The organism is Streptomyces sp. NPDC001668 (genome assembly GCF_042893155.1).
Lineage (GTDB): Bacteria > Actinomycetota > Actinomycetes > Streptomycetales > Streptomycetaceae > Streptomyces.
On sequence record NZ_JBIAUQ010000017.1, the window covers coordinates 133,793 to 155,044 of the forward strand.

A 21,252-nucleotide genomic window follows, 5' to 3' on the forward strand; every position below is an offset into this window, starting at 1 on the left:
TTGGTGAAAGTTTTGCCTCCGCACTGCTCGCCTCGCCCGCCTCGCCCGCCCCGAAGCCTGAAGGGGGAACCACCATGCCCGCCCTCGCCCTCCTCTCCGCCGTCTTCGTCGTCGGTGTCGAGCAGACCCTGCAGTGGAAGTACGGAGCCAGCGGCATCATCGGGATGCTCCTGCTCACCATCGGCCTCAAGGCCAAGAACCCCGCGATCAGTTCGACCGGGGCCGTCGTCCTCGCTCTGCTGGTCGCGGGGCCCGCCCTGTGACGGAACAGGGCAACCGGATCACCGGGCAACCGGATCGCCGCTGTGGGAGACCTCAGCTCGTGAGCGCCAGCTCCGAACTGATGGTCTCCCACAGTGCGTTGAACCAGAGATGGGACTGCTCCACGAACGTCGTGTCCCGCAGGCCGGCGCCCTGCTCGAAGGCGAACAGCATCGACTGGGTGCCCTCGGAGTCGTAGAGCTCGAGGTGCTCGTCGTCGATCTCCTCCTTGCGACGGCTCAGCGTGTAGTACGCGAAGAGCGCCTCCGAGCCGTTCAGCAGGTACAGCTTCACCGGCGGGGTGAACGGCAGGGCGCGGAAGGTGACATGGACGTCGATGCCGTGCGTGGCGCGCAGGGCCAGGAGGTTGTGCTGGAGGACCTGCCCCTGTGCGTTGCGCTGGGCCAGCCAGCGCTCGTGGACCGGGTCGTCCTCGCCGCGGCCCTCGACCGGCACCGGGAAGGCGAGGTCGATGTCCCGGCCCGGCAGCAGGATACGTACGTCGATCTTGGCCGGATTCAGTCGCCCGGCGTGGATCTGACGCAAGCCCTCACCGAGGGCGAGGTTGAGGGACACCGACGTCAGGCACAGGGCGTCTATCTCGACGTGCGGGGCCGCGAGCGCGGTGGTGATCCGGGGGCCGAGGGAGACCATCGTGGGCTGCGGCGGGGCTCCCGGGCCGGTGAGCGACCTGCTGAGGCCCAGGTCGGGGGCGACGGTGGCCGGGCTTCCCTTGGAGACGTTGGTGAGCAGGTGCTCCGTCTGCAGCAGGTACAGCGCCTGCCGTACGACCCCGCGCTCGACGCCGAACTCGTCGGCCAGCCGCGCCTGCGTGGGCATGCGCTGACCTGCCCGCAGCGTGCCGGACCGGATCCGGGCGCGGAGCTCGTCGGCCACCTCACGGTGGGACTTCTGTGGCCGCTGTGACCTCTTCCGTCCAGTGACGGGGGCGTGTTTCGGGTCCACGACCAAACACTACAACTTCCCGCCATCTTTGGGCAGTTCACTGGAAGGTGGTTATGAGACGCATCCAAGCGGAGATAAGTACAGTGAAGTTGGTCGCCAACTTGAGCAACCTTGGGAAACATGGTCAAAACTTCACAGGGTTGGCCACGTCGGTGGTCGACAGGTGCCACCGTCCCGAAGGGGGGACCGTCATGCCGTTCCTAGCTGTCGCCATCGCCGCCCTCGCCGTCGGCTTCGAGGCGCTCGTCCAGTGGAAGTGGGGTGCGATGGGCATCATCGCGTTCCTCGCCCTGACGATCGGCGTGAAGTCCAAGAACGTCGCGATCGGTGGCATCGGAGCGGTCATCCTCGTGATGCTGCTCGCCCAGTCCGGATGACGCCCGCCCCGCCGGGCCCAGGATCCGGCTGACCGGGCTCCCCCCTGGAGGGGAGCCGGGAGCCCGGTCGGTCTGCACAGCCACAACTGAACACCGACAACCGAACAGCGGCGTCCGCCGCACCACCCGCACAGCCACAACTGAACAGCTCTCGCTACGGATGCGAAAGCACGGCCAGGAAGGCCGTCCAGAAAGACCGTCCGGAAAGACCCCGGAAAGAACACCGTCCACCCGTCCCCGCCGGAAGGGAGTCCCAGAACAGGTCCGGGCACCAAGGCCGCCTGGACGTACGCAGAGGGCGTCGGCCTCCCGGCCGGCGCCCACTCGTTCTTCCCGCACCCGCACCCGCACCGCGCCCTAAGTCAGCAGATCCTCCACCTGCGCCTCCCCCTCCCGGTACCGCCGTGCGATCTCCCCGCTGCACTCGTCCGCCGTCCGCTGCAGCCGCTGCCGGCGCCCCGACACCTGCTGCTCGTACCGCACGAGCCGGCCCATCGCGGTGCTCAGTTCCAGGTCGGTGCGGGCCGAGAGGTCCGAGAGTTCGACCTCGGCGAGCATCTCGGCGGCCAGCAGCCGGTACTCCTCGCTGTGCGGGGTGCCCAGCGTGACGTGGCGGGCCGAGGAACGGTGGCGGGCCGGGGCGTCGGTGAGGATCTCCGAGAGCCGCTCGACCACCGAGGCCTCCGGGAGGCGGTCCGGCACCGAGGCTGTCGGGGACCGGCGGAGCAGTTCCGCGCGGAGGATGTCGATACGGCCCTGCAGCAGCCGTCGGACGTAACTGAGGTCGGCCTCGTCCCGCTGGGCGTCCCGGCGCAGGGTGCGCAGTTCGGGCAGGCTCAGTGCGGCCAGATCGTGCTCGGACGGTTCCGGGGGCAGCAGGTGGCTGTCCGTACGCTGCGCGGGCGGCCGGGGTGGCTCCGGCTCCGCCCTGCGGGCAACGCGGACGGGCCCGGAATGCTGCCCGGTACTCGGTGTGCTCATGCGCCTCTACCGTCCCCTCGACCGGCGTGTGGAAGCATCGTGCCACCCCAAGTGGCCGCTATGTGACCGAGTGCCCCCGAACGGCCCCGAACAGCCCCAGATGGGGGGTTAAGGATCAAATACCAACCCGAACACGGCCCCTTCCCGCGGGACCGGCATGATGGGGCCCATGCGTGCAGTGGTGCAGAGGGTGGACGGCGCGAGCGTCGTCGTCGACGGGGAGACGGTCGGGGAGATCAGCGGCGAGGGGCTCTGCGTCCTCGTCGGGGTCACCCACGAGGACACCAAGGAGAAGGCGGCCCAACTCGCCCGCAAACTCTGGTCGGTGCGGATGCTGCACGACGAGAAGTCGTGCAGCGACATCGACGCCCCGCTGCTGGTGATCAGCCAGTTCACCCTGTACGGCGACGCCCGCAAGGGCCGCCGCCCCACCTGGAACGCCGCCGCCCCCGGCGACATCGCCGAGCCCCTCGTCGACGAGGTGGTCGCCCAGCTCCGCGCCCTGGGCGCGACGGTGGCCACCGGGCGCTTCGGGGCGCAGATGCGGGTGTCCCTGACGAACGACGGCCCGTTCACGGTCCTGCTGGAGATGTGAGCTCTACGGCTCGACGACGACCTCCTGGGCGGCGGCCGTGCTGTCGGCCATCAGCCGCGCGTCCAGAGGGATGTTCCGCTTGACCAGCGCCAACGCGACCGGGCCGAGCTCGTGGTGCCGTACGGACGTGGTCACGAAGCCGATCTTGCGGCCGTCGGGCCCCTCGTCCGCGAGCCGGATGTCGGCGCCCGCGGGCGGCAGGTGCACCTCGCTGCCGTCCAGGTGCAGGAAGACCAGGCGGCGCGGGGGCTTGCCGAGGTTCTGGACGCGGGCGACGGTCTCCTGGCCGCGGTAGCAGCCCTTCTGGAGATGGACCGCCGTACCGATCCAGCCCAGCTCGTGCGGGATCGTGCGGTGGTCGGTCTCGAAGCCGAGGCGGGGGCGGTGGTGCTCGACGCGCAGCGCCTCGTAGGCCAGCAGACCGGCCGCGGGACCGGACTTCTCGGCGTACGGCTCCAGCTCCGCGCGCGGCAGGAACAGGTCGCGGCCGTACGGCGTCTCGCGTACGACGACCCCCTCCGGCACCTCGGCGATGGAACCGGCGGGGAGGTGGACGATCGCGAACTCGTCCGTGCGGTCGGCGACTTCGACCCGGTAGAAGAACTTCATCGACTCCAGGTACGCGATCAGCGCGTCCTGGGTGCCGGGTTCGACGTGCGCCCAGACGGTCGTGCCGTCGTCGACGAGGTACAGGGCGTGTTCGATGTGTCCGTGCGCGGAGAGGATCAGCGCTTCGGTGGCCTGACCGGTGGGGAGGTCGCTGACGTGCTGGGTGAGCAGCAGGTGCAGCCAGCTGAGGCGGTCGTCGCCGGTGACGGAGACGACCCCGCGGTGCGAGAGGTCGACGAAGCCGTTGCCGTCGGCGAGGGCGCGCTGCTCGCGGAACAGGTCGCCGTAGTGCGCGGCTACGCCTTCGTCCACGCCCTCGGCGGGGACGGCGCCGGGCAGGGACAACAGGGGGCTTTTCATATGCACAAGCCTACGACTCGGTAGTTGAAGCCTTGAGGGAACAGTCCTTGCAGCGGCCGAAGATCGCGAAGTGCTTCATGTCGGTCTCGAAGCCGAACTCCTGCCGGAGCTTCGCGGTGAAGTCGGCGGCCACCCCGATGTCCGCCTCGATGACGTTCTGGCAGTCGCGGCAGACCAGGTGGATGTGGTGGTGGCGGTCGGCGAGGTGGTAGGTCGGCGCCCCGTGCCCGAGGTGGGCGTGGCTGACCAGGCCGAGCTCCTCCAGGAGCTCCAGGGTCCGGTAGACCGTGGAAATGTTGACCCCCGACGCCGTCTTCTTCACTTCCGTGAGGATGTCGTCGGGGGTCGCGTGCTCCAGGGTGTCCACAGCTTCGAGGACAAGCTGGCGCTGCGGCGTCAGCCGGTAGCCGCGCTGCCTGAGGTCGCTCTTCCAGTCGGTGCTCACCACACTGGAAGTCTAGGACCACTCGGCGGAACTACTTGAAGAAAGCGATCCCGTCGTCCGGCATATCGTCGGGCAGGGCCTTGGCCCAGCGCTCGACCTCCTCCGGGGTGACGACCTTCTTCAGGTGGGCGGACATGTAGGGGCGCAGCTCGACCTCGGGGGTCTGCTTCTCGCCGACCCACATGAGGTCGCTCTTGACGTAGCCGTACAGGCGCTTGCCACCGCTGTACGGCCCCGAGGCGGCCGTACGCGCGACGGCGTCGGTCACCAGGTCGATCTGGGGCTTCTGGGCGGCCATCTCGCCGTACCAGATCTCGACGACACCGTCGTCGCGGACCATCGTCACCTCGACCTTGCGGTCGGCGTCGATGCGCCAGAAGCCGTGCTCGCTCTCCAGCGGGCGGACCTTGTTGCCGTCGTTGTCCAGGACCCAGGTGTGGGACTCGTACTCCAGGAAGTCCCGGCCGTCGTGGCTGAAGGTCACCTCCTGGCCGAAGTTGCACTTCTCCGAGCCCGGGAAGTCGTGCACGCCCGCGCCGGCCCAGTTGCCGAGCAGGAAGGCGAGCGGGACGAGGTCCTTGTGGAGGTCGGACGGGATCTCGATCATGAGTGGCGGTTCCTAGACGGGGGTCAGCGCTGGCCCTGGTACAGCTTCTTCACGGTCAGTCCGGCGAAGGCGAGGACGCCGACGCAGACCAGGACCAGCAGGGCTTCGAAGAAGATCTCCACGGGGTGCTCCTCGGATGAGCGGAGTGCGGTGCATGTACACGGGCCGGGCCCCAGCTTACGCGGCCGGGGCCCGGGGGACCGTGCGAGGTTCCCCTGCCGGGACTCAGCCCAGGAGTTGGGCCTGGAGGGTCACGGTCTGCTGGAAGGGGACGGGGTTCGCGGTGCCCTTGCGGGACTGGACGACCAGGGCGAGTACGTCGCCGGCGCCGAGGTAGGCGTGGCGGGTCTGTTCCTCGCCGTACGGCTTGGACTCGACGTAGACGGAGGCCGTGATGTCGGTGATCCGGGCCGCGTCCGGGAAGTGCTCGTCCGAGACGGAGTCGGGGGCGCCGCGCAGGGCGTAGCCGGGGCTGCCGTAGGGGGCGATGTCCTTGCCGAACAGGTCGTCCACGACGGCCGCGGTGTCGAACTGGAGCAGGTAGATCCTGGTGTGCGTGCCGTCGGGGGTGGTCCAGCCGCGGGCCGCGATGTGCCGCAGACCGTTCTCGGAGAGCTTCTTCCCGAGCTCCTCGCGGTCTTCCTTCCCGGCGTACTCGGAGAGCAGGTCCTTGGTCGCCGACCAGCCGTCGGTACCGCTGAGCGCCTTGTCGACGGTCGCGCCCTCGGGCGCGGGCAGCACGAGCGCCCGCAGATCGGCGTAGTGACTGCCGGCCTTGTTCTCCGCGGCGAGCGGACCAGGACTGCCCGAGGGCAGCGGCGCCTTCGTCAACGTCGGATACACCCACCGCCCGTCCGACACCGTCGCCAGTCCCGGCACGTCCGTCCGCTCCATCCCGGCGATCCCGTACGCGGTCCCGGCGCCGAACGCGGCGAAGGTCACCAGGGCGGCGGTCCAGCGGAGGGCTGCTCGTAGGACGCGGCGGTTCTGGGCAGTCGGGGCTGCCGGGGACGGCACGCCGTCCTGCGGCTCGCCCGGCTCGGGCCGGACGGCGCGCTCCTTCTCGGCGGTCTGCTCCGCCGTCTTCGCCAGATGACTCTGATCGGCCCTGCCGGCCGGCTCCGCCACCCCGACCCGGTCGGTCGTGTCTTCCGTCTGCTCGGTCATACCGACTCCCCCGGCTCCGCGATGCGGTCGAGCTGCTCGCGCATGAGCATCGCGACCCCGTGCTGCTGCATTGGCTTCGCGCTGTCCGCTCTGAGGCTGACCAGGACGTTGCCCTGCAGGGCGGAGCAGAGCATCGAGTCCAGCTTCTCGGCCTTGTCCGTCGGCAGCAGGAAGCAGCGGGCGTCCTTGTGGCCCTCGATCCGGGGCCCGTCACGCAGGACATCGTCGAACGCGTCGAGGAACTCGTTCTGGAACCTGGTGATCCCCCGCGCCGCCGCCTTGTTGTCCAGCTGCACCAGCTCGATGGTCACCGTGGAGGCCTTGTCCGTGTAGACGGAGGAGAGCTCGTCGGTGCTCAGGTAGCTGCGCATCGCGATACCCGTGAGGCGCTGCTTGTCGATCTGCTTCTCCAGCTCCTTGCGCTGGGTACGGGGCAGCCCGGCCAGCGACTCCTTGCGCAGGGCGGTGGCCTTCGCACCGCTGAGCTCGGCGTCGTAGCCGTACTCCCCGATGTCCGGTCCCCGGCTCCAGCCGTCGGCGCCGTACGGCACGAGCATCGCCGACAGCCCCTTGGCGGGGGCCGCCTTCTCCTCGGCGGCCCGGTGCTTCGGGAACTTCCACACGGGCGCACCCGCGTCACGGTCGGCACCGTCGACGGTGACCACGGTGTAACCGACCCCGGCGACGACCGCCACGGCCAGCACCACCGACCCGGCCACCGCGGCGACACGGCCGCGACGGACCGGCTTCTTCGCGGGCGCCACGGGCTCGACGGGCTCGCTGGACGCCGTGAGCTCGGCGGGACCGACCTCTCCCACCCGCTGGTTCTCTGTCTCGCTCACAGCTTCTTCACCTGCCGCTCGGCCAGGTCCATGATCTTCGCCTTGGGGATGGGCCTGGTGTCCCAGACGAAGATCTTCATGACGATGTCCCCACGCCAGGCGACGGCCGTGGCGTTGTACTGCGGCAGATAACCGGGCTTCGTGTCCGGCTTGGTGTGGACGTACACCATGCCGTTGTCGCTGCCCGGGACCGGCCAGCTCCTGGTGCCGGCCTCGGAGTCCTCGTAGTAGTTCTCGCCGTCGGCCAGGTCGGAGGCCTGCAGCTGCTCCTCCTGCCGGTACTGAGCGAGGCGGATCTCGACGTTGTAGGTGCCGCCGACCTCCCAGCCCGTGTCGGCCGCGCGGCGGAACTCCTCGGCGACGAGGTCGCTGAACGCCCCGGCCTGATCGTCGTACGTCTCCGCCAGGTCGGCCAGCGTCATCCAGCCGTCATCGCTCGCCCAGTCGGCCGTCCTGGCCCCGGACGGCTTCTTCAGCAGCAGCTTGCGCAGGTCGCCGTCGGTCTTGACCCGACGGTCCTGGGAGGCGGGCAGCGGATCGGGCGCCGGGCCCTTGGCCTGGGCGAGGGCCGGCTGGGAGAGCGAGGGCAGCTTCGTCGGCTCCCGGTCGGCCTGGATCAGATAGCCGGTACAGCTTCCGGCGACGACCCCGAGTACGGCCGCGGCGGCGATCAGCAGTGTCGTACGACCCCGGCGGCGCCCACCGGTTCTCGCCACGGGAGTTTCGGGTGCTTCGGGTACCACCGGTACCTCGGGTACTTCCAACGCGTCCCCCACAAGACGTGAAGCGCGCATTCCGTATGCGCGCTTCACAGGAGACTGCTGGTCAACCCCCAGAGTTGCGCTGGAGGTTGATCACGATCCGGACACATCCGCAACGCACAGGGCCCGGGCGGCATCAGCTTCGGGATGCGCACCCCGGCTACGCTGCCCGTATGGCGAAGAAGCTCGTGATCAAGGTGACCGCCGGGACCGACGCCCCCGAGCGCTGTTCGCAGGCGTTCACCGTGGCGGCGGTGGCCGTGGCCAGTGGGGTGGACGTCTCGCTGTGGCTGACCGGGGAGTCGGCGTGGTTCGCGCTGCCGGGGCGGGCCGCGGAGTTCGAGCTGCCGCACGCGGCGCCGCTGCCGGAGCTCATCGAGGCGCTTCTGGCGGGTGGGCGGGTGACGCTGTGCACCCAGTGCGCCGCCCGCCGGGACATCACGGAGAAGGACGTCATCGAGGGCGTACGGATCGCGGGCGCGCAGGTGTTCGTCCAGGAGGCGCTCGCGGACGGGACGCAGGCGCTCGTCTACTGAGCGGGGCGGACACCGGTCGGGCCTGTCACAGGTGATCGACAATTTCCCGGTCTCCTTACCGGGCGGGACTACTCTCACGCTCGACGGCCACCCGTCCGTCGACACCACCGCCGCTCTGGGGGAATCCACCGCATGCGCGCCCTGCGAATACTTCTGATCACCGCCGTGATTCTCGGCGGCCTGTTCGTCGCCGCCGACCGTCTGGCGGTCCACTTCGCGGAGGGCGAGGTCGCCGACCGGCTGAAGACGCAGGAGGGGCTGACCACGACGCCGAGCGTGGACATCAAGGGGTTCCCGTTCCTGACCCAGGTGGCCGGCGGTGAGCTGGACGACGTCGAGGTCGGGATGAAGGACTACGACGCGGACACCGGGACCAGCGGCGGCACCATCCGCATCGACGACCTGAACGCCGCCATGAAGGGCGTCGCGTTCTCCGGCGACTACAGCTCCGCCACCGCCTCCACCGCCCTGGGCTCGGCGAACATCGCCTACAGCCAGCTGCTGAAGGCGGCCAAGTCGCAGGAGACCCAGCTGCCGCTGGGTGTCACCGCCAGGGTCGTCGGCCTCTCCGACGGCGGGAACGGCAAGATCAAGGTCGACATCGAGGTGAGCGCCCTCAAGAACCCCGTCACCGTGCTGAGCACCGTCTCCGTCGTCGACGGGGACACCGTCCGGGTGCACGCCGACTCGATCCCGAGCTTCGGCAACCTCACCCTCGCCGACTCGGACTTCCGTTCGATCGCCGACTTCGACCAGAAGATCGAGGGCCTGCCGGGCGGCATCAAGCTCGACAAGGTGGAAGCGGGTGCGAACGGTGTGGAGATCACGGTGAAGGGTTCGGACGTCAAGCTCGCCGGGTAGGACGAGCCTCGTACCGGACACGGTTCGTCCGACAGGCGAGACGGTGACGTCCGTACCGCAGATGTGATGACGGCTGCATCCGCCCGGGAACCGTGGGACCACGGCCCGGGCGGCTTTCTGGTCCCACATCCCGGACGATAGCGTCTCAGCATGCGACACACCGGTGACATGCCGGTATGTCCGTCCCTACGATCGACGACATGAAGCGACAGGCGGATCTCACGAAGCGGCGGGCAGTAGACCTGTGCCGCGTCGCCGCCATGCTCTGTCGCCCCTTCTGAGCGGACGGCACCGGCCTCCGCATCCCCTCGCCCTGGCGCCCCAGGGCATCCGTGCGCCCCGCGCACCCTTCCGCACGCCCCGCCGCAACTGCCCCGGAGGAGAACGAGCATGAGCCGCAGCGACGTCCTGGTCGACGCCGACTGGGTCGAGGCCAACCTCGACAACGCCGACATCGCGATCGTGGAGGTGGACGAGGACACGTCCGCCTACGAGAAGAACCACATTCGCAATGCCATTCGGATCGACTGGACCAAGGACCTGCAGGACCCGGTCCGCCGCGACTTCATCGACCAGGAGGGCTTCGAGAAGCTCCTGTCGGCGAAGGGCATCGCCAACGACACGCTGGTGGTCCTGTACGGCGGCAACAACAACTGGTTCGCGTCCTACGCCTACTGGTACTTCAAGCTCTACGGCCACGAGAACGTGAAGCTTCTCGACGGCGGCCGCAAGAAGTGGGAGCTGGACGCCCGCGATCTGGTCGAGGAGGTGCCCGAGCGCCCGACGACCGACTACAAGGCCAAGCCCCAGGACACCTCGATCCGCGCCTTCCGTGACGACGTGGTGGCGGCCATCGGTTCGCAGAACCTCGTCGACGTGCGCTCCCCCGACGAGTTCTCCGGCAAGCTGCTCGCCCCGGCCCACCTGCCGCAGGAGCAGTCCCAGCGTCCGGGCCACGTCCCGTCCGCGCGCAACATCCCGTGGTCGAAGAACGCCAACGACGACGGCACCTTCAAGTCGGACGAGGAACTCAAGGAGCTCTACGCCGAGGAGCAGGTCGACCTCGCCAAGGACACCATCGCGTACTGCCGCATCGGTGAGCGCTCGGCCCTGACCTGGTTCGTGCTGCACGAGCTGCTCGGTGTCGAGAACGTCAAGAACTACGACGGCTCCTGGACCGAGTACGGCTCCCTGGTCGGCGTTCCGATCGAGCTCGGCGCCAACAAGTAAGACACCCCGTCCAACCCGACCGGCCTTCCTTCCGGTCAGACCTTCTGAATCTGGAGAAAGACATGTGTGGAGCGAAGGCCGGCGGCCCCGACGCCTCGACGATCAAGCCCGGTGAGACCACCATCCAGGGCCAGGTGACGCGTGACGGCGAGCCTGTGGTGGGCTACGTCCGCCTCCTGGACTCGACCGGCGAGTTCACGGCGGAGGTCCCGACCTCCGCGACGGGCCAGTTCCGCTTCTACGCGGCCGAGGGCACCTGGACCGTCCGCGCCCTGGTTCCGGGCGCCACCGCCGACCGCACGGTCGTCGCCCAGCAGGGCGGGCTCGCCGAGGTCGCGATCGCGGTCTGAGGCATCCAGCTCGACCGGAGGGCCGTACCCCTGCCTCGGGGTACGGCCCTCCGGCCTTTCCGGGCCTACGCTGGACCCATGCTGGCGCGACGACGGCGTGTCTACTTCGCCATGATGGGCACCTGTATCGGGCTGTTCGTCCTGGCCTGGGGAGTCGTGCGGCTCTGGTCGATGCCGGTGGCGGTGGGGATGTGCGTGGTCGCCATGGTGATCCCGCCCCTCGCCGCGATGGTCGCCAACCGGCGCGGCCCCGACGACCGCTGGTGGGACGACCCGTCCGGCGACCCCAAGTCCGACGAGTGGTGGGACGAGCTGGACGGGAAGAAGCGGCGGCGGTGACCCTCCGGGGGACCGAGCGGCGTCGGCGTGACCGTGGCCGGGGCCGCGCCCCATACCCTCATCGGCCTGAACGGCCTCGCCTCAAACGCCGGGCGGGCTGGAAAGCGCCGGCCGCCGAACACGTGCTGCCGACCCCGCTCACCGCTGACCGGGCGCCTGGCTCGCCGGGGCAGCCGCAGGACGGCGTACGGGTGCTGTACGACCCGTCCGGGCACCCCTTCTGCCTCTGGACGGGGCCGCCCCCGGGGTCTAGCCGATCGCCCGGCCCAGCACGTACACCGCCGGGGCCGCCGCGGACAGGGGCAGGGCCACGCCCGCCGTGAAGTGCACGAAGCGGGACGGGTAGTCGTAGCTCGCGACCCGGTGGCCGATCAGCGCGCACACCGCGGCGCCCGCGCCGAGCAGGGCGCCCTTCGCTCCGAGGCCCGTCATCCCGCCGACGGCGATGCCCGCGCCCGCCGCGGCGAGCAGGGCGACGACCACGGAGACCGGGGTCGGCAGGGGCAGCGCGCGGGCCAGGACCGCCACGGCCACCGCGGCCGCGCCGACCGTCACCGCGTCCGGGTCCGCCGCGAGGTGGCCGGTCGCCACGATCGCCAGCGCGGCCGAGGCGACGGTCGCCATCAGGCCGTACATCCGCTCGTCGGGGTCGGCGTGCGAGCGCAGCTGCATCACCAGGCTGAGCAGGACCCAGACGCCGAGGGTGCCGAGGATCGCCGCGGGCGCGTTCTCCCGGCCCGCGGTCAGCAGGGCCGCGTCCGCCACCAGCGCGCCGAGGAACGCCAGCGCGATGCCCTGCCGGGCGGGCCACATGCCGTTCAGCCGGAACCAGCCGGCCGCGGTGACCGCCTGGAGGACGACCAGGGGGACGAGGAGGGCGTACGACCCGATCGCCGCCGTGCCGGAGAGCAGCAGGCCGAGCAGCGCGGTGAGCGCGGCGGGCTGGATACCGGGCTCGATGACCGGGGACCGGCCCTCGAGACGGGCACGCTGGGCGTCGGTGACGCGGGCGTTGCCGGCGACGGTGGCGGGACCGTAGCCGGCGGAGGAGGAAGCGGCGGCGGGGGAGGCCCCTCCAGGATGCGCGGGGTGCGGCCGGCCGGCGTCCGGGCTCACCGGCGCGGAACCGTAGGCCCCGGGGGCGGCGGCCTGCTGCTGCCAGCCGCCGTACCCCTGGGCCTCGCCCTCGTACGCCTGCTGCGGCAGATACGCCGTCTCAGCCGGGCCTGCCGGGCCTGCCGCCCCCGTGACCGGCGCCTGGACCTGGGTCTCCCAGGTCTGGCCCTGCCACTGCTGGGTGTGGTGCTGGGGGGCCTGCGGGTCCTCGTAGCCCTGCTGGGCGTGGGCGGGCCAGCCCTGCTGCGGATACTCCTCGTAGCCCTCGTACGGCTGGTTCGTCATCGTCACCCTCCTGCGAACGGCGGGAGCACCTCGACCGTGCCGCCGTCGGCCAGCCGTACCGTCTCATGTCCGCGGGTGCCCACGGGGTCACCGTCGACGAGGAACGAGCATCGCCGCAGGACCCGCACGAGTTCGCCGGGGTGTCGCTCGCGTGCCGCGTCCAGCGCCTCGGCGAGCGTGGCCGCGTCGAACGGCTCCTCGGCGATCCCGGCCGCGGCCTTCGCGGCGGCCCAGTAGCGCACCGTGACCTTTGGCATCCGCTTCCTCAATCGTTCGGTGGTGTACGGGGCCAGGCTAGCCGCCCGCTGCGACAGCCCAGTCCCCGATACGGTCCAGCAGCTCGTCGCCGACCGCGTGCTCGGCGTGGCCCATGGGCTCGATCCACAGCTCGGCGTGGCCGTCCGCGGCCTCCGCGAGCATCCGCGGGTGGTCGAGGGGGAAGTAGCCGTCGCGGTCGCCGTGGACGACGAGCAAGGGGGTGGGGGCGATCCTCGAAGCCGCCTCGGCCGGGGAGAGGGGGACGGGGTCCCAGTCCCGGTGGTGGATACGGGTGCGGAATCCGTAGCGGCCCACCAGACGGCCCGCGGGGCGGGTCACCAGCCAGTGCAGCCTGCGCATGGGGGCCGTGCCGCGGTAGTACCAGCGGGCCGGTGAGCTGACCGAGACCACCGCGTCCGGGTGCGCGTCCACCTGCCCCGGCGTGCCCTCGCCGGTCTCCTGCCGGTACAGCGCCGCGTGCCGCAGCACCACCGAACCGCCCATGGAGAAGCCGACGGTCGCCACGCGCGTGTGGCCGAGTTCGCGCGCCCACGCCACCGCCGCGGCCAGGTCGAGCACCTCGCGGTCGCCGACGGTGGAGCGCCCGCCGGAGGCTCCGTGGCCGCGGAAGGAGAACGTGACCACGGCGCCGTACCGTGTCAACGCCTTCACCACCCGGCGAACGTGTGGGCGATCCACATCGCCCGTGAAACCGTGCGCGATCACGAACACCAGGTCACGCGCGGGTGGCCGGGAGGAGTCGTATACGAAGGCGGGCGGGTCGTATACGGAATCGATCGTCACACCGTCGTCGGTGTGCAGAAACGTCCGTATAGGTGCGTGTCTGCGCGTCTCAGAGTGCGGACTCACCGTGGAACGTGCCACACGACCTGCCGGATCCATGCTCATGTGGGCTATTCTCCTGGGAAGAGGACTCGGGCAACGCAGCCCCCGGGTCCTTTTGTGCTTTCGGATACCCCCGTATACGAAAGCCGTGACCTCGCGGGACCGAGGAGGAACCAGACATATGAGTTCTCTGCTGCTCCTGACCAATGCCCTCCAGCCGTCGACGGAGGTGCTGCCGGCCCTCGGCCTGCTGCTGCACAACGTGCGTGTGGCTCCGGCGGAGGGCCCCGCCCTCGTCGACACCCCCGGTGCCGACGTCATCCTCATCGACGGACGCCGTGACCTGCCCCAGGTCCGCAGCCTGTGCCAGCTGCTGCGCTCGACCGGGCCCGGCTGTCCGCTCATCCTCGTCGTGACCGAGGGCGGCCTCGCCGCCGTCACCGCCGACTGGGGCATCGACGACGTCCTCCTCGACACCGCGGGGCCGGCCGAGGTCGAGGCGCGGCTGCGCCTGGCCATGGGCCGCCAGCAGATCGTCAACGACGACTCCCCCATGGAGATCCGCAACGGCGACCTGTCGGTCGACGAGGCGACCTACTCCGCGAAGCTCAAGGGCCGGGTCCTCGACCTCACCTTCAAGGAGTTCGAGCTCCTCAAGTACCTCGCCCAGCACCCGGGCCGCGTCTTCACGCGCGCGCAGCTGCTGCAGGAGGTCTGGGGCTACGACTACTTCGGCGGCACCCGGACGGTCGACGTGCACGTACGACGGCTGCGCGCGAAGCTCGGCCCCGAGCACGAGTCGCTGATCGGGACCGTCCGGAACGTCGGTTATCGATTCGTTACGCCCGAGAAGGGCGACCGGGCCGCCGACGAGGCGAAGGCCACCGCGGACCGGGCAAAGACGGAGGATGCGGACGAGAGCGCCGCCCTCGAGGACGTAGAGGCATAGCGGGTCCCGCGGATGGGCATGGCTCTCGCACCGACGCACCCCCGTACGGCCCACCGCGGCAGTACGGGGACGTCCTTCACGCCCTGCCCAGAGGCGGTCCATCCGCGTAGACTCCGCGCGTGGCCAAGGTAACCAGGGATGACGTGGCGCGACTCGCGGGGACGTCCACCGCCGTAGTCAGTTATGTCATCAACAACGGACCCCGGCCGGTCGCCCCGGCCACGCGCGAGCGTGTCCTCGCCGCGATCAAGGAGCTGGGGTACCGGCCCGACCGGGTCGCCCAGGCGATGGCGTCCCGGCGCACGGATCTCATAGGCCTGATCGTGCCGGACGCGCGCCAGCCGTTCTTCGCGGAGATGGCGCACGCGGTCGAACAGGCCGCGTCCGAGCGCGGGAAGATGGTCCTCGTCGGGAACTCCGACTACATCGGCGAGCGCGAGGTCCACTATCTGCGGGCGTTCCTCGGGATGCGGGTCTCCGGCCTGATCCTGGTCTCGCACGCGCTGAACGACAACGCGGCCGCCGAGATCGACGCGTGGGACGCCCGGGTCGTGCTGCTGCACGAGCGGCCGGAGGCGATCGACGACGTCGCCGTCGTCCTGGACGACGTCACCGGCGCGAAGATCGCCGTCGAGCATCTGCTCGGGCACGGCTACCCCTACGTCGCCTGTATGGGCGGTACGGCCGACACCCCCTCCGTGGGTGACCCGGTCTCCGACCACGTCGAGGGCTGGCGGCAGGCCATGGCCGGGGCCGGGCTGCCGACCGAGGGACGGCTCTTCGAGGCGCCGTACAACCGCTACGACGCGTACCAGGTGGGCCTGGAGATCCTCGCCGGGCCGCGGCGTCCGCCGGCCGTCTTCTGCTCCACCGACGACCAGGCGATCGGCCTGCTGCGGGCCGCGCGCGAGCTGCGCATCGACGTGCCGGGCGAGCTGGCGGTCATCGGGTTCGACGACATCAAGGAAGCCGCGCTCGCGGATCCGCCGATGACGACCATCGCCTCGGACCGGTCGGCGATGGCCCGGGCCGCGGTGGACCTGGTGCTCGACGACGGGCTGCGGGTCGCCGGGTCGCGCCGGGAGCGGCTGAAGGTGTTCCCGTCGAAGCTGGTCGTGCGCCGGTCCTGCGGCTGCGAGTGAGGTGCCTTAAAGCCGTCTGAGAACACCCGGCCGGAGGCCAGCGGCGGCTTTATATCGGGCATACGAGGTTCTGCCGGGCTTCTCAGCCGGCACTCAGGGAGCTCTCATGGTCGCGGGACAGGCTGTGTGTCATGACCGAGAGCTTCCGCCGCGACGGCGAGTACGAGCAGTACGAGAACCCCTACCAGGGCGCCCAGCAGCAGCACGCTTCGTCGCCCGTGAACCCCGAGTGGCCGCCCCCGCCGGCCCAGCCGCCGGTCACGCCCCCGCAGCCGGGTGACGGCGGCGGAACCGCTCTCCTCCCCCCGAAGAGGCGCACCCGCGGTCCGCTCGCCCTGCTCGCCGCCGTGGCGATCGTCGCCGCGGCGATAGGCGGCGGCACCGCCTACGGCATCCAGGAGCTGACCGGCAACGACACCGTCGCCACCAGCAGCAGCACCAGCACCAACGTGGTGCCGTCCTCCGCCAAGGGCACGGTCGCCGGGGTCGCCAAGGCGGTCAGCCCGAGCATCGTCGAGATCAACGCCACCTCCAACGCCGGCGAGTCCACCGGCTCCGGCGTGATCATCACCAGCGGCGGCGAGATCATCACCAACAACCACGTCATCTCCGGCGCCGACTCCATCAAGGTGAGCACCAGCGACGGCAGGACGTACACCGCGAAGGTCGTCGGCACCGACAGCAAGAAGGACCTCGCCCTGATCAAGCTGGAGAACGCCTCCGGTCTGACCCCGGCCACGCTCGGCAACTCCGACGGCGTCCAGGTCGGCGACGAGGTCGTGGCGATCGGCTCCCCCGAGGGCCTGACGGGCACCGTGACCAGCGGCATCGTCTCCGCCCTCAACCGGGACGTCACCGTCTCGACGGACGAGAGCCAGGGCCAGGAGCAGGGCGGCGGCCGCGGTGAGTGGCCGTTCGAGTTCGGCGGCCAGCAGTTCAACGGCGACACCGGCTCGTCCACGACGACGTACAAGGCGATCCAGACGGACGCGTCCCTGAACCCGGGCAACTCCGGCGGCGCGCTGATCGACATGAACGGCAACATCATCGGCATCAACTCGGCGATGTACTCGGCCACTTCGGACTCCTCCACGGCCGGAAGCGCGGGCCTCGGCTTCTCCATCCCGATCAACACCGTCAAGTCCGACCTGGCCACGCTGCGGGCCGGCGGCGCGGACAGCTGACACCTCCGGACCCTCGCAAGGAGTACGTCATGATCGAGCAGGTTTCGCACACGGTGAACGGCACCGACCCGGCCGGGTTCGCCCTGGCCCTGGAGGTGGCGTACGAGCTGCATCCGCCGATGGCACGGGCGCCCGAGGTGGCGGCCACGGCGGCCGCGTCCACGGCGGGGGCCCGCCGCGCGGTGAGCGCCGCCCGCGGCCGCCGCCGTGCCGTACGCGGCTGACCCCCTGAGAGCACGTCCTTCAGCGCCGGCAGGGAACCGTGCGAGGCTGAAAGCCTTCACTTCCCGCAGTCCCCTGTCGACCCACCGCACCCGAGGAATCCCCAGCCATGAGCCCCGCCGAAGGCGACCGTGACCCCCAGCGCATCCTGATCGTCGACGACGAGCCGGCGGTGCGCGAAGCACTCCAGCGCAGCCTCGCCTTCGAGGGCTACGACACGCAGGTCGCCGTGGACGGCGCCGACGCCCTCGACAAGGCGACGGCGTACCGGCCCGACCTGGTCGTCCTGGACATCCAGATGCCCCGCATGGACGGGCTCACGGCCGCCCGGCGGATCCGCGGCGCGGGCGACACCACCCCCATCCTGATGCTGACGGCCCGCGACACCGTCGGCGACCGGGTCACCGGGCTCGACGCGGGCGCCGACGACTACCTGGTCAAGCCGTTCGAGCTGGACGAGCTGTTCGCCCGGGTCCGCGCTCTGCTGCGGCGCAGCTCGTACGCGGCCGCAGCGGCGGCGGCCGCCGAGGACGACGAGGCGCTCACCTTCGCCGACCTGCGGATGGATCTCGCGACGCGTGAGGTGACCCGGGCCGGGCGGCCGGTGGAGCTGACCCGTACGGAGTTCACCCTCCTGGAGATGTTCATGGCCCACCCGCGCCAGGTGCTCACCAGGGAGCAGATCCTGAAGGCGGTCTGGGGCTTCGACTTCGAGCCCTCGTCCAACTCGCTGGACGTCTACGTCATGTACCTGCGCCGCAAGACGGAGGCGGGCGGCGAGCCGCGGCTCGTGCACACCGTGCGGGGCGTGGGGTATGTGCTGCGGCAGGGTGGCGCGGAGTGAAGAGGCTCGTCCGGCGGTACCGGTCCCTGCCGCTCAGGTCCCGGCTGGCGCTGCTGGTGGCGGCGGCGGTGGCGTTCGCGGTGGCGGCGGTCTCGGTGACGTGCTGGTTCATCGTGCAGGGGAAGCTGTACGACCAGGTCGACGGTGATCTGAAGGAGATGGCGAGCAGGCCCGGCACGGTCGATTCGCTGATCGCGAGGTGTACGCAGACCCCGGAGAAGATCACGCAGGTCTTTCCCGGCCGGAACAACTACGTCCAGGCGATCAAGACCGAGGGCGCCCCCTGCGTCGACCCGACCTCCCCGGGCACGGTCAAGGTGACGGGCGCCGACAAGACCGTCATCGAGCGCGCGAACGACGGCACGCTCTACTTCCGCAACGGCACCGACACGAACGGCAACTCCGTGCGGGTGCTGACCCGGTACCTGGGCGTCGACACGAACGATTCCCGGGGTGTCGCCCTGCTTCTCGCGACCCCCCTCAAGGGCACCCAGTCCACCCTCAACGAACTCGCCCTCATCCTCCTCCTCGTCTCCGGCATCGGAGTCCTGGGCGCCGGGGCCGCAGGTCTCTTCGTCGCCCGCGCCGGGCTGCGTCCCGTCGACAAGCTCACCGAGGCCGTCGAGCACGTGGCCCGGACGGAGGACCTGGGCATCCGCATCCCCGTGGAGGAGGACGCCGAGGACGAAGTGGCCCGGCTGTCGCGGTCGTTCAACTCGATGACCTCCTCCCTCGCCAACTCCCGCGAGCTCCAGCAGCAGCTGATCGCGGACGCCGGTCACGAACTCCGCACCCCTCTCACCTCCCTGCGCACCAACATCGAACTCCTGACCCGCAGCGAGGAGACCGGCCGCCCCCTCCCCGAGGCCGACCGCAAGGCTCTGCTCGCGTCGGTGAAGGCCCAGATGACCGAACTGGCCGCTCTCATAGGGGACTTGCAGGAGCTGTCCCGCTCGGAGGGCCAGCACGGCGAACGCGTGCAGGTCGTCTCGCTGGAGGACACCGTCGAGGCGGCGCTGCGCCGGGCGCGGCTGCGGGGCCCGGAGCTGACGATCAACGCCTCGCTGGAGCCCTGGTTCACGCGGGGCGAACCGGCCGCTCTGGAACGTGCCGTGGTCAACGTCCTGGACAACGCGGTGAAGTTCAGCCCCGAGGGCGGCACCGTGGAGGTGCGGCTCAGCGGCGGTGTGCTGACCGTCCGGGACCACGGCCCCGGCATCCCCGCCGAGGAACTCCCGTACGTCTTCGACCGCTTCTGGCGCTCCCCCGGCGCCCGCGCCCTCCCGGGCTCCGGTCTCGGCCTGTCCATCGTGGCCCGCACGGTCGAACAGGCCGGCGGGCAGGTGACGCTGGACCACGCCGAGGGCGGCGGCACGATCGCGACCGTACGGCTGCCGGGGGCGCCGACTCCGCCACCGGAGACGCCGACGGCGTAGAACGGGCCGAGGACGACTGACCTCAGGAGATGCTCTTCGCCCCGTCGTTCACCGACGGCTCCACCCACGGCTGCCACTTCGCGCTCTCGGCGATGGTGGCGAGCTGGGCCAGAGTCAGCGGCGGGGCGCTGATGTCGGCCGGGCCGCGCTTGCTGTCCGCGCTGTTGGCCGTGACGAGCACGATCCGGGTGCCGTCCTTGCGGAGCAGGTCGGCGGTGCGGCGGGTCAGGGTGCCGGACCTCTCCTCGTAGCTGATCAGCACGGAGCCGTCGGCAAGGTTGCGGGCGGAGCAGGACGACAGGTTGGCCCCGGCCGCCGCCCGGCCTGCGCAGGAGTAGAAGGTCCCCAGCTCAGCCTTGGTCGCGGGGCGCACCTTCTTCTCCGAACCGGCCTTGCCGGTACCGGTCTTGGACGATCCCCCGGCCTCCTTCGCGGCGGCGGACTTGTCCGGTGCCGTCTGGCCGCTCTTGTCCTGGTCCGCGCCCGCGGAGCCCTCGGCCGCCGCCCGCGCCGCGTCCTTGCTCAGCGCGTCGAACGCGGTGAGCTGGAAAGTGCCCTGGAGACTGACCGTCGTCTCCGCCTTACCGCCGCTCGTGAGCAGGCGGCCCCCGGCGCTGACCGTGCCGGCGCCCTCCTTGCTGTCCCACCACCGGTAGCCGGTGGTGGGAGGCCTGCCCGGGAGCAGGTCCCGCAGGGTGGCCACGGCCGCCCTGCCGGTGACGGCGGCCTTGCCGTCCGGTGCCGAGGTCCCGCTCGCGGCGAGCGAGAAGTCCGGGATGGTGACGGTGGCCTGGTTCTTCGTGCCGTCGGGTGAGCCGCCTGTGGCGCCCGGGAGCGTCCCCGTGAGGGCCATCCCGCCCGTCAGCCCGGCCGCGACGGTGAACACGGCCGCTCCCCACAGGGTCTGCCTGCGCCGCTTGAGCCGCCGTCCCCGGGCCAGCCCGCCGCTCACCAGGTCCGGTGCCGGCACGTCGGCGTACGCGTCCAGCATCCGGCCAAGGCGGGGGCCGAACTCCCGTTCGTCCCGCTCCATCTGCCCTGTGTGCTCCATGAGTTCTCCAGCCCTTCCCACCGAGATCGGTGCCGCGGCGATGATGTGGTGCCGGTCAGCGACCGGCGAGAACGTCCTGCTCGCCGCCGAGCGACGTGCGCAGACTCGACAGTGCCCGCATGCTCCGGATGCGGACATTCCCGGCGCTCATGCCGAGTTCCTTCGCGGTCTGCGCGACGCTTCGGTCCTCCCAGTAGCGCAGCACCACCACGGCCCGGTCCTGCGGCGAAAGCCGCGCCAGCGCCTGGGCCAGCACCAGCCGCAGGGCCGGGTCGTGACCGGCGGCCGTCTGCTCCGGCAGCTCGCCCACGGGCTTCTCGTACGTCCGATGCAGCCGGACATGCGAGAGGTACGTGCGCATCAGGATGGTGCGCACGTAGGCGTGCGGGCTGTCGGCCTTGCGGACTCGTCTCCAGGAGACGAACACCTTGCCCAAAGTCGTCTGGACCAGGTCCTCCGCAAGGTGCCAGTCACCGCAGACCAGCAGGGCGGCACGGAAGAGACGCGGACTCACCGACTGCATGAACTCCTCGATCTCTTCCGACCGTTGTGCCGATCCGGCCATGTGGGTTCCCCTCCCGGTAACACGCCCGCGCTCACATGCCTTTGACGCCTCGGGCCCTGGGTTCCGT

Annotated in this window: 28 protein-coding genes; 15 read left to right on the forward strand and 13 right to left on the reverse strand. The window is 70.6% G+C overall.

Annotation, left to right across the window (positions count from 1 at the left end; all coding sequences use genetic code 11):
* The first annotated feature begins 74 nt into the window (after positions 1–74).
* Positions 75–263 (forward strand): hypothetical protein, encoded by a 189-nt coding sequence (locus ACFYZ8_RS37465; protein WP_037710989.1) that lies wholly within the window; start codon positions 75–77, stop codon positions 261–263.
* 52 nt (positions 264–315) lie between these two features.
* On the opposite strand, the gene ACFYZ8_RS37470 is transcribed toward ACFYZ8_RS37465, so the two are convergent.
* The gene (locus tag ACFYZ8_RS37470) at positions 316–1,233 is read right to left on the reverse strand and encodes a winged helix-turn-helix domain-containing protein (protein WP_388540020.1); all 918 of its coding nucleotides are present in this window, start codon (positions 1,231–1,233) and stop codon (positions 316–318) included.
* Between the two features lie 185 nt (positions 1,234–1,418).
* Between ACFYZ8_RS37470 and ACFYZ8_RS37475 the strand changes: the two genes are divergently transcribed.
* Complete coding sequence (locus ACFYZ8_RS37475; protein ID WP_007382983.1) at positions 1,419–1,604, forward strand: hypothetical protein; 186 nt, start codon at positions 1,419–1,421, stop codon at positions 1,602–1,604.
* 357 nt (positions 1,605–1,961) lie between these two features.
* Here the strand turns inward: ACFYZ8_RS37475 and ACFYZ8_RS37480 are convergent, their stop codons facing one another.
* The gene (locus ACFYZ8_RS37480; protein WP_388540017.1) at positions 1,962–2,585 is read right to left on the reverse strand and encodes an aerial mycelium formation protein; all 624 of its coding nucleotides are present in this window, start codon (positions 2,583–2,585) and stop codon (positions 1,962–1,964) included.
* A gap of 169 nt (positions 2,586–2,754) precedes the next feature.
* Between ACFYZ8_RS37480 and dtd the strand changes: the two genes are divergently transcribed.
* A complete protein-coding gene (gene dtd, locus ACFYZ8_RS37485; RefSeq protein WP_359038100.1) occupies positions 2,755–3,180 on the forward strand; it encodes a D-aminoacyl-tRNA deacylase in 426 nt (141 codons plus the stop codon).
* A 3-nt stretch (positions 3,181–3,183) separates the two neighbouring features.
* Here the strand turns inward: dtd and ACFYZ8_RS37490 are convergent, their stop codons facing one another.
* From ACFYZ8_RS37490 to ACFYZ8_RS37515, 6 genes are all read right to left on the reverse strand, one after another.
* Positions 3,184–4,149 carry a folate-binding protein gene (locus tag ACFYZ8_RS37490; protein WP_359038098.1) on the reverse strand — a complete coding sequence of 322 codons (966 nt, stop codon included), beginning with the start codon at positions 4,147–4,149 and terminating at the stop codon, positions 3,184–3,186.
* Between the two features lie 10 nt (positions 4,150–4,159).
* Positions 4,160–4,597 carry a transcriptional repressor gene (locus ACFYZ8_RS37495; protein WP_359038096.1) on the reverse strand — a complete coding sequence of 146 codons (438 nt, stop codon included), beginning with the start codon at positions 4,595–4,597 and terminating at the stop codon, positions 4,160–4,162.
* Positions 4,598–4,625: 28 nt separating this feature from the next.
* Positions 4,626–5,201 (reverse strand): FABP family protein, encoded by a 576-nt coding sequence (locus ACFYZ8_RS37500; RefSeq protein ID WP_388540013.1) that lies wholly within the window; start codon positions 5,199–5,201, stop codon positions 4,626–4,628.
* Positions 5,202–5,426: 225 nt separating this feature from the next.
* The gene (locus ACFYZ8_RS37505; protein ID WP_388540010.1) at positions 5,427–6,368 is read right to left on the reverse strand and encodes a hypothetical protein; all 942 of its coding nucleotides are present in this window, start codon (positions 6,366–6,368) and stop codon (positions 5,427–5,429) included.
* Positions 6,365–7,210 (reverse strand): hypothetical protein, encoded by an 846-nt coding sequence (locus tag ACFYZ8_RS37510; protein WP_359038090.1) that lies wholly within the window; start codon positions 7,208–7,210, stop codon positions 6,365–6,367. Before ACFYZ8_RS37510 ends, ACFYZ8_RS37505 begins: the two co-directional genes overlap by 4 nt.
* Positions 7,207–7,926 carry a hypothetical protein gene (locus ACFYZ8_RS37515; protein ID WP_388540007.1) on the reverse strand — a complete coding sequence of 240 codons (720 nt, stop codon included), beginning with the start codon at positions 7,924–7,926 and terminating at the stop codon, positions 7,207–7,209. Before ACFYZ8_RS37515 ends, ACFYZ8_RS37510 begins: the two co-directional genes overlap by 4 nt.
* A gap of 218 nt (positions 7,927–8,144) precedes the next feature.
* On the opposite strand from ACFYZ8_RS37515, the gene ACFYZ8_RS37520 reads away from it, so the two are divergent.
* From ACFYZ8_RS37520 to ACFYZ8_RS37545, 6 genes are all read left to right on the forward strand, one after another.
* The gene (locus ACFYZ8_RS37520) at positions 8,145–8,507 is read left to right on the forward strand and encodes a DsrE family protein (protein WP_356597652.1); all 363 of its coding nucleotides are present in this window, start codon (positions 8,145–8,147) and stop codon (positions 8,505–8,507) included.
* 132 nt (positions 8,508–8,639) lie between these two features.
* Complete coding sequence (locus tag ACFYZ8_RS37525; protein WP_359038085.1) at positions 8,640–9,368, forward strand: DUF2993 domain-containing protein; 729 nt, start codon at positions 8,640–8,642, stop codon at positions 9,366–9,368.
* A gap of 200 nt (positions 9,369–9,568) precedes the next feature.
* The gene (locus ACFYZ8_RS37530) at positions 9,569–9,649 is read left to right on the forward strand and encodes an Ms5788A family Cys-rich leader peptide (RefSeq protein ID WP_350751515.1); all 81 of its coding nucleotides are present in this window, start codon (positions 9,569–9,571) and stop codon (positions 9,647–9,649) included.
* 109 nt (positions 9,650–9,758) lie between these two features.
* On the forward strand, positions 9,759–10,598 hold the full coding sequence (locus tag ACFYZ8_RS37535) for a sulfurtransferase (protein WP_388540003.1): 840 nt from the start codon (positions 9,759–9,761) through the stop codon (positions 10,596–10,598).
* A 62-nt stretch (positions 10,599–10,660) separates the two neighbouring features.
* Positions 10,661–10,948: a DUF1416 domain-containing protein gene (locus ACFYZ8_RS37540; RefSeq protein WP_020122955.1), complete on the forward strand. Its 288-nt coding sequence runs from the start codon at positions 10,661–10,663 to the stop codon at positions 10,946–10,948.
* Between the two features lie 78 nt (positions 10,949–11,026).
* Positions 11,027–11,287, forward strand: coding sequence for a DUF3099 domain-containing protein (locus tag ACFYZ8_RS37545; protein WP_359038079.1), 261 nt, complete (start codon positions 11,027–11,029; stop codon positions 11,285–11,287).
* Between the two features lie 249 nt (positions 11,288–11,536).
* On the opposite strand, the gene ACFYZ8_RS37550 is transcribed toward ACFYZ8_RS37545, so the two are convergent.
* From ACFYZ8_RS37550 to ACFYZ8_RS37560, 3 genes are read right to left on the reverse strand one after another with little or no spacing between them, the layout of a single operon-like run.
* Positions 11,537–12,688 (reverse strand): hypothetical protein, encoded by a 1,152-nt coding sequence (locus tag ACFYZ8_RS37550; protein WP_388540000.1) that lies wholly within the window; start codon positions 12,686–12,688, stop codon positions 11,537–11,539.
* Between the two features lie 2 nt (positions 12,689–12,690).
* Positions 12,691–12,945: a MoaD/ThiS family protein gene (locus ACFYZ8_RS37555; protein ID WP_007382997.1), complete on the reverse strand. Its 255-nt coding sequence runs from the start codon at positions 12,943–12,945 to the stop codon at positions 12,691–12,693.
* A 37-nt stretch (positions 12,946–12,982) separates the two neighbouring features.
* Positions 12,983–13,855, reverse strand: a complete 873-nt coding sequence (locus tag ACFYZ8_RS37560) for an alpha/beta fold hydrolase (protein WP_359038075.1) — start codon at positions 13,853–13,855, stop codon at positions 12,983–12,985.
* Between the two features lie 118 nt (positions 13,856–13,973).
* Between ACFYZ8_RS37560 and ACFYZ8_RS37565 the strand changes: the two genes are divergently transcribed.
* From ACFYZ8_RS37565 to ACFYZ8_RS37590, 6 genes are all read left to right on the forward strand, one after another.
* On the forward strand, positions 13,974–14,741 hold the full coding sequence (locus ACFYZ8_RS37565; protein WP_359038073.1) for a response regulator transcription factor: 768 nt from the start codon (positions 13,974–13,976) through the stop codon (positions 14,739–14,741).
* Between the two features lie 119 nt (positions 14,742–14,860).
* A complete protein-coding gene (locus ACFYZ8_RS37570) occupies positions 14,861–15,883 on the forward strand; it encodes a LacI family DNA-binding transcriptional regulator (protein ID WP_388539996.1) in 1,023 nt (340 codons plus the stop codon).
* Positions 15,884–16,014: 131 nt separating this feature from the next.
* The gene (locus tag ACFYZ8_RS37575) at positions 16,015–17,067 is read left to right on the forward strand and encodes a trypsin-like peptidase domain-containing protein (protein WP_359038069.1); all 1,053 of its coding nucleotides are present in this window, start codon (positions 16,015–16,017) and stop codon (positions 17,065–17,067) included.
* Between the two features lie 29 nt (positions 17,068–17,096).
* A complete protein-coding gene (locus ACFYZ8_RS37580) occupies positions 17,097–17,291 on the forward strand; it encodes a hypothetical protein (protein WP_388539993.1) in 195 nt (64 codons plus the stop codon).
* A 107-nt stretch (positions 17,292–17,398) separates the two neighbouring features.
* Positions 17,399–18,133: a response regulator transcription factor gene (locus ACFYZ8_RS37585; protein ID WP_388539990.1), complete on the forward strand. Its 735-nt coding sequence runs from the start codon at positions 17,399–17,401 to the stop codon at positions 18,131–18,133.
* Entirely contained in the window at positions 18,130–19,569 is a 1,440-nt protein-coding gene (locus tag ACFYZ8_RS37590) for a sensor histidine kinase (RefSeq protein ID WP_388539987.1), read from the forward strand. Before ACFYZ8_RS37585 ends, ACFYZ8_RS37590 begins: the two co-directional genes overlap by 4 nt.
* A 22-nt stretch (positions 19,570–19,591) precedes the next feature.
* Here ACFYZ8_RS37590 and ACFYZ8_RS37595 read toward each other — a convergent pair whose 3' ends face one another.
* Entirely contained in the window at positions 19,592–20,620 is a 1,029-nt protein-coding gene (locus ACFYZ8_RS37595) for a hypothetical protein (RefSeq protein WP_388539985.1), read from the reverse strand.
* A 55-nt stretch (positions 20,621–20,675) separates the two neighbouring features.
* Positions 20,676–21,185 carry a SigE family RNA polymerase sigma factor gene (locus ACFYZ8_RS37600; protein WP_388539982.1) on the reverse strand — a complete coding sequence of 170 codons (510 nt, stop codon included), beginning with the start codon at positions 21,183–21,185 and terminating at the stop codon, positions 20,676–20,678.
* Between the last annotated feature and the right edge of the window lie 67 nt (positions 21,186–21,252).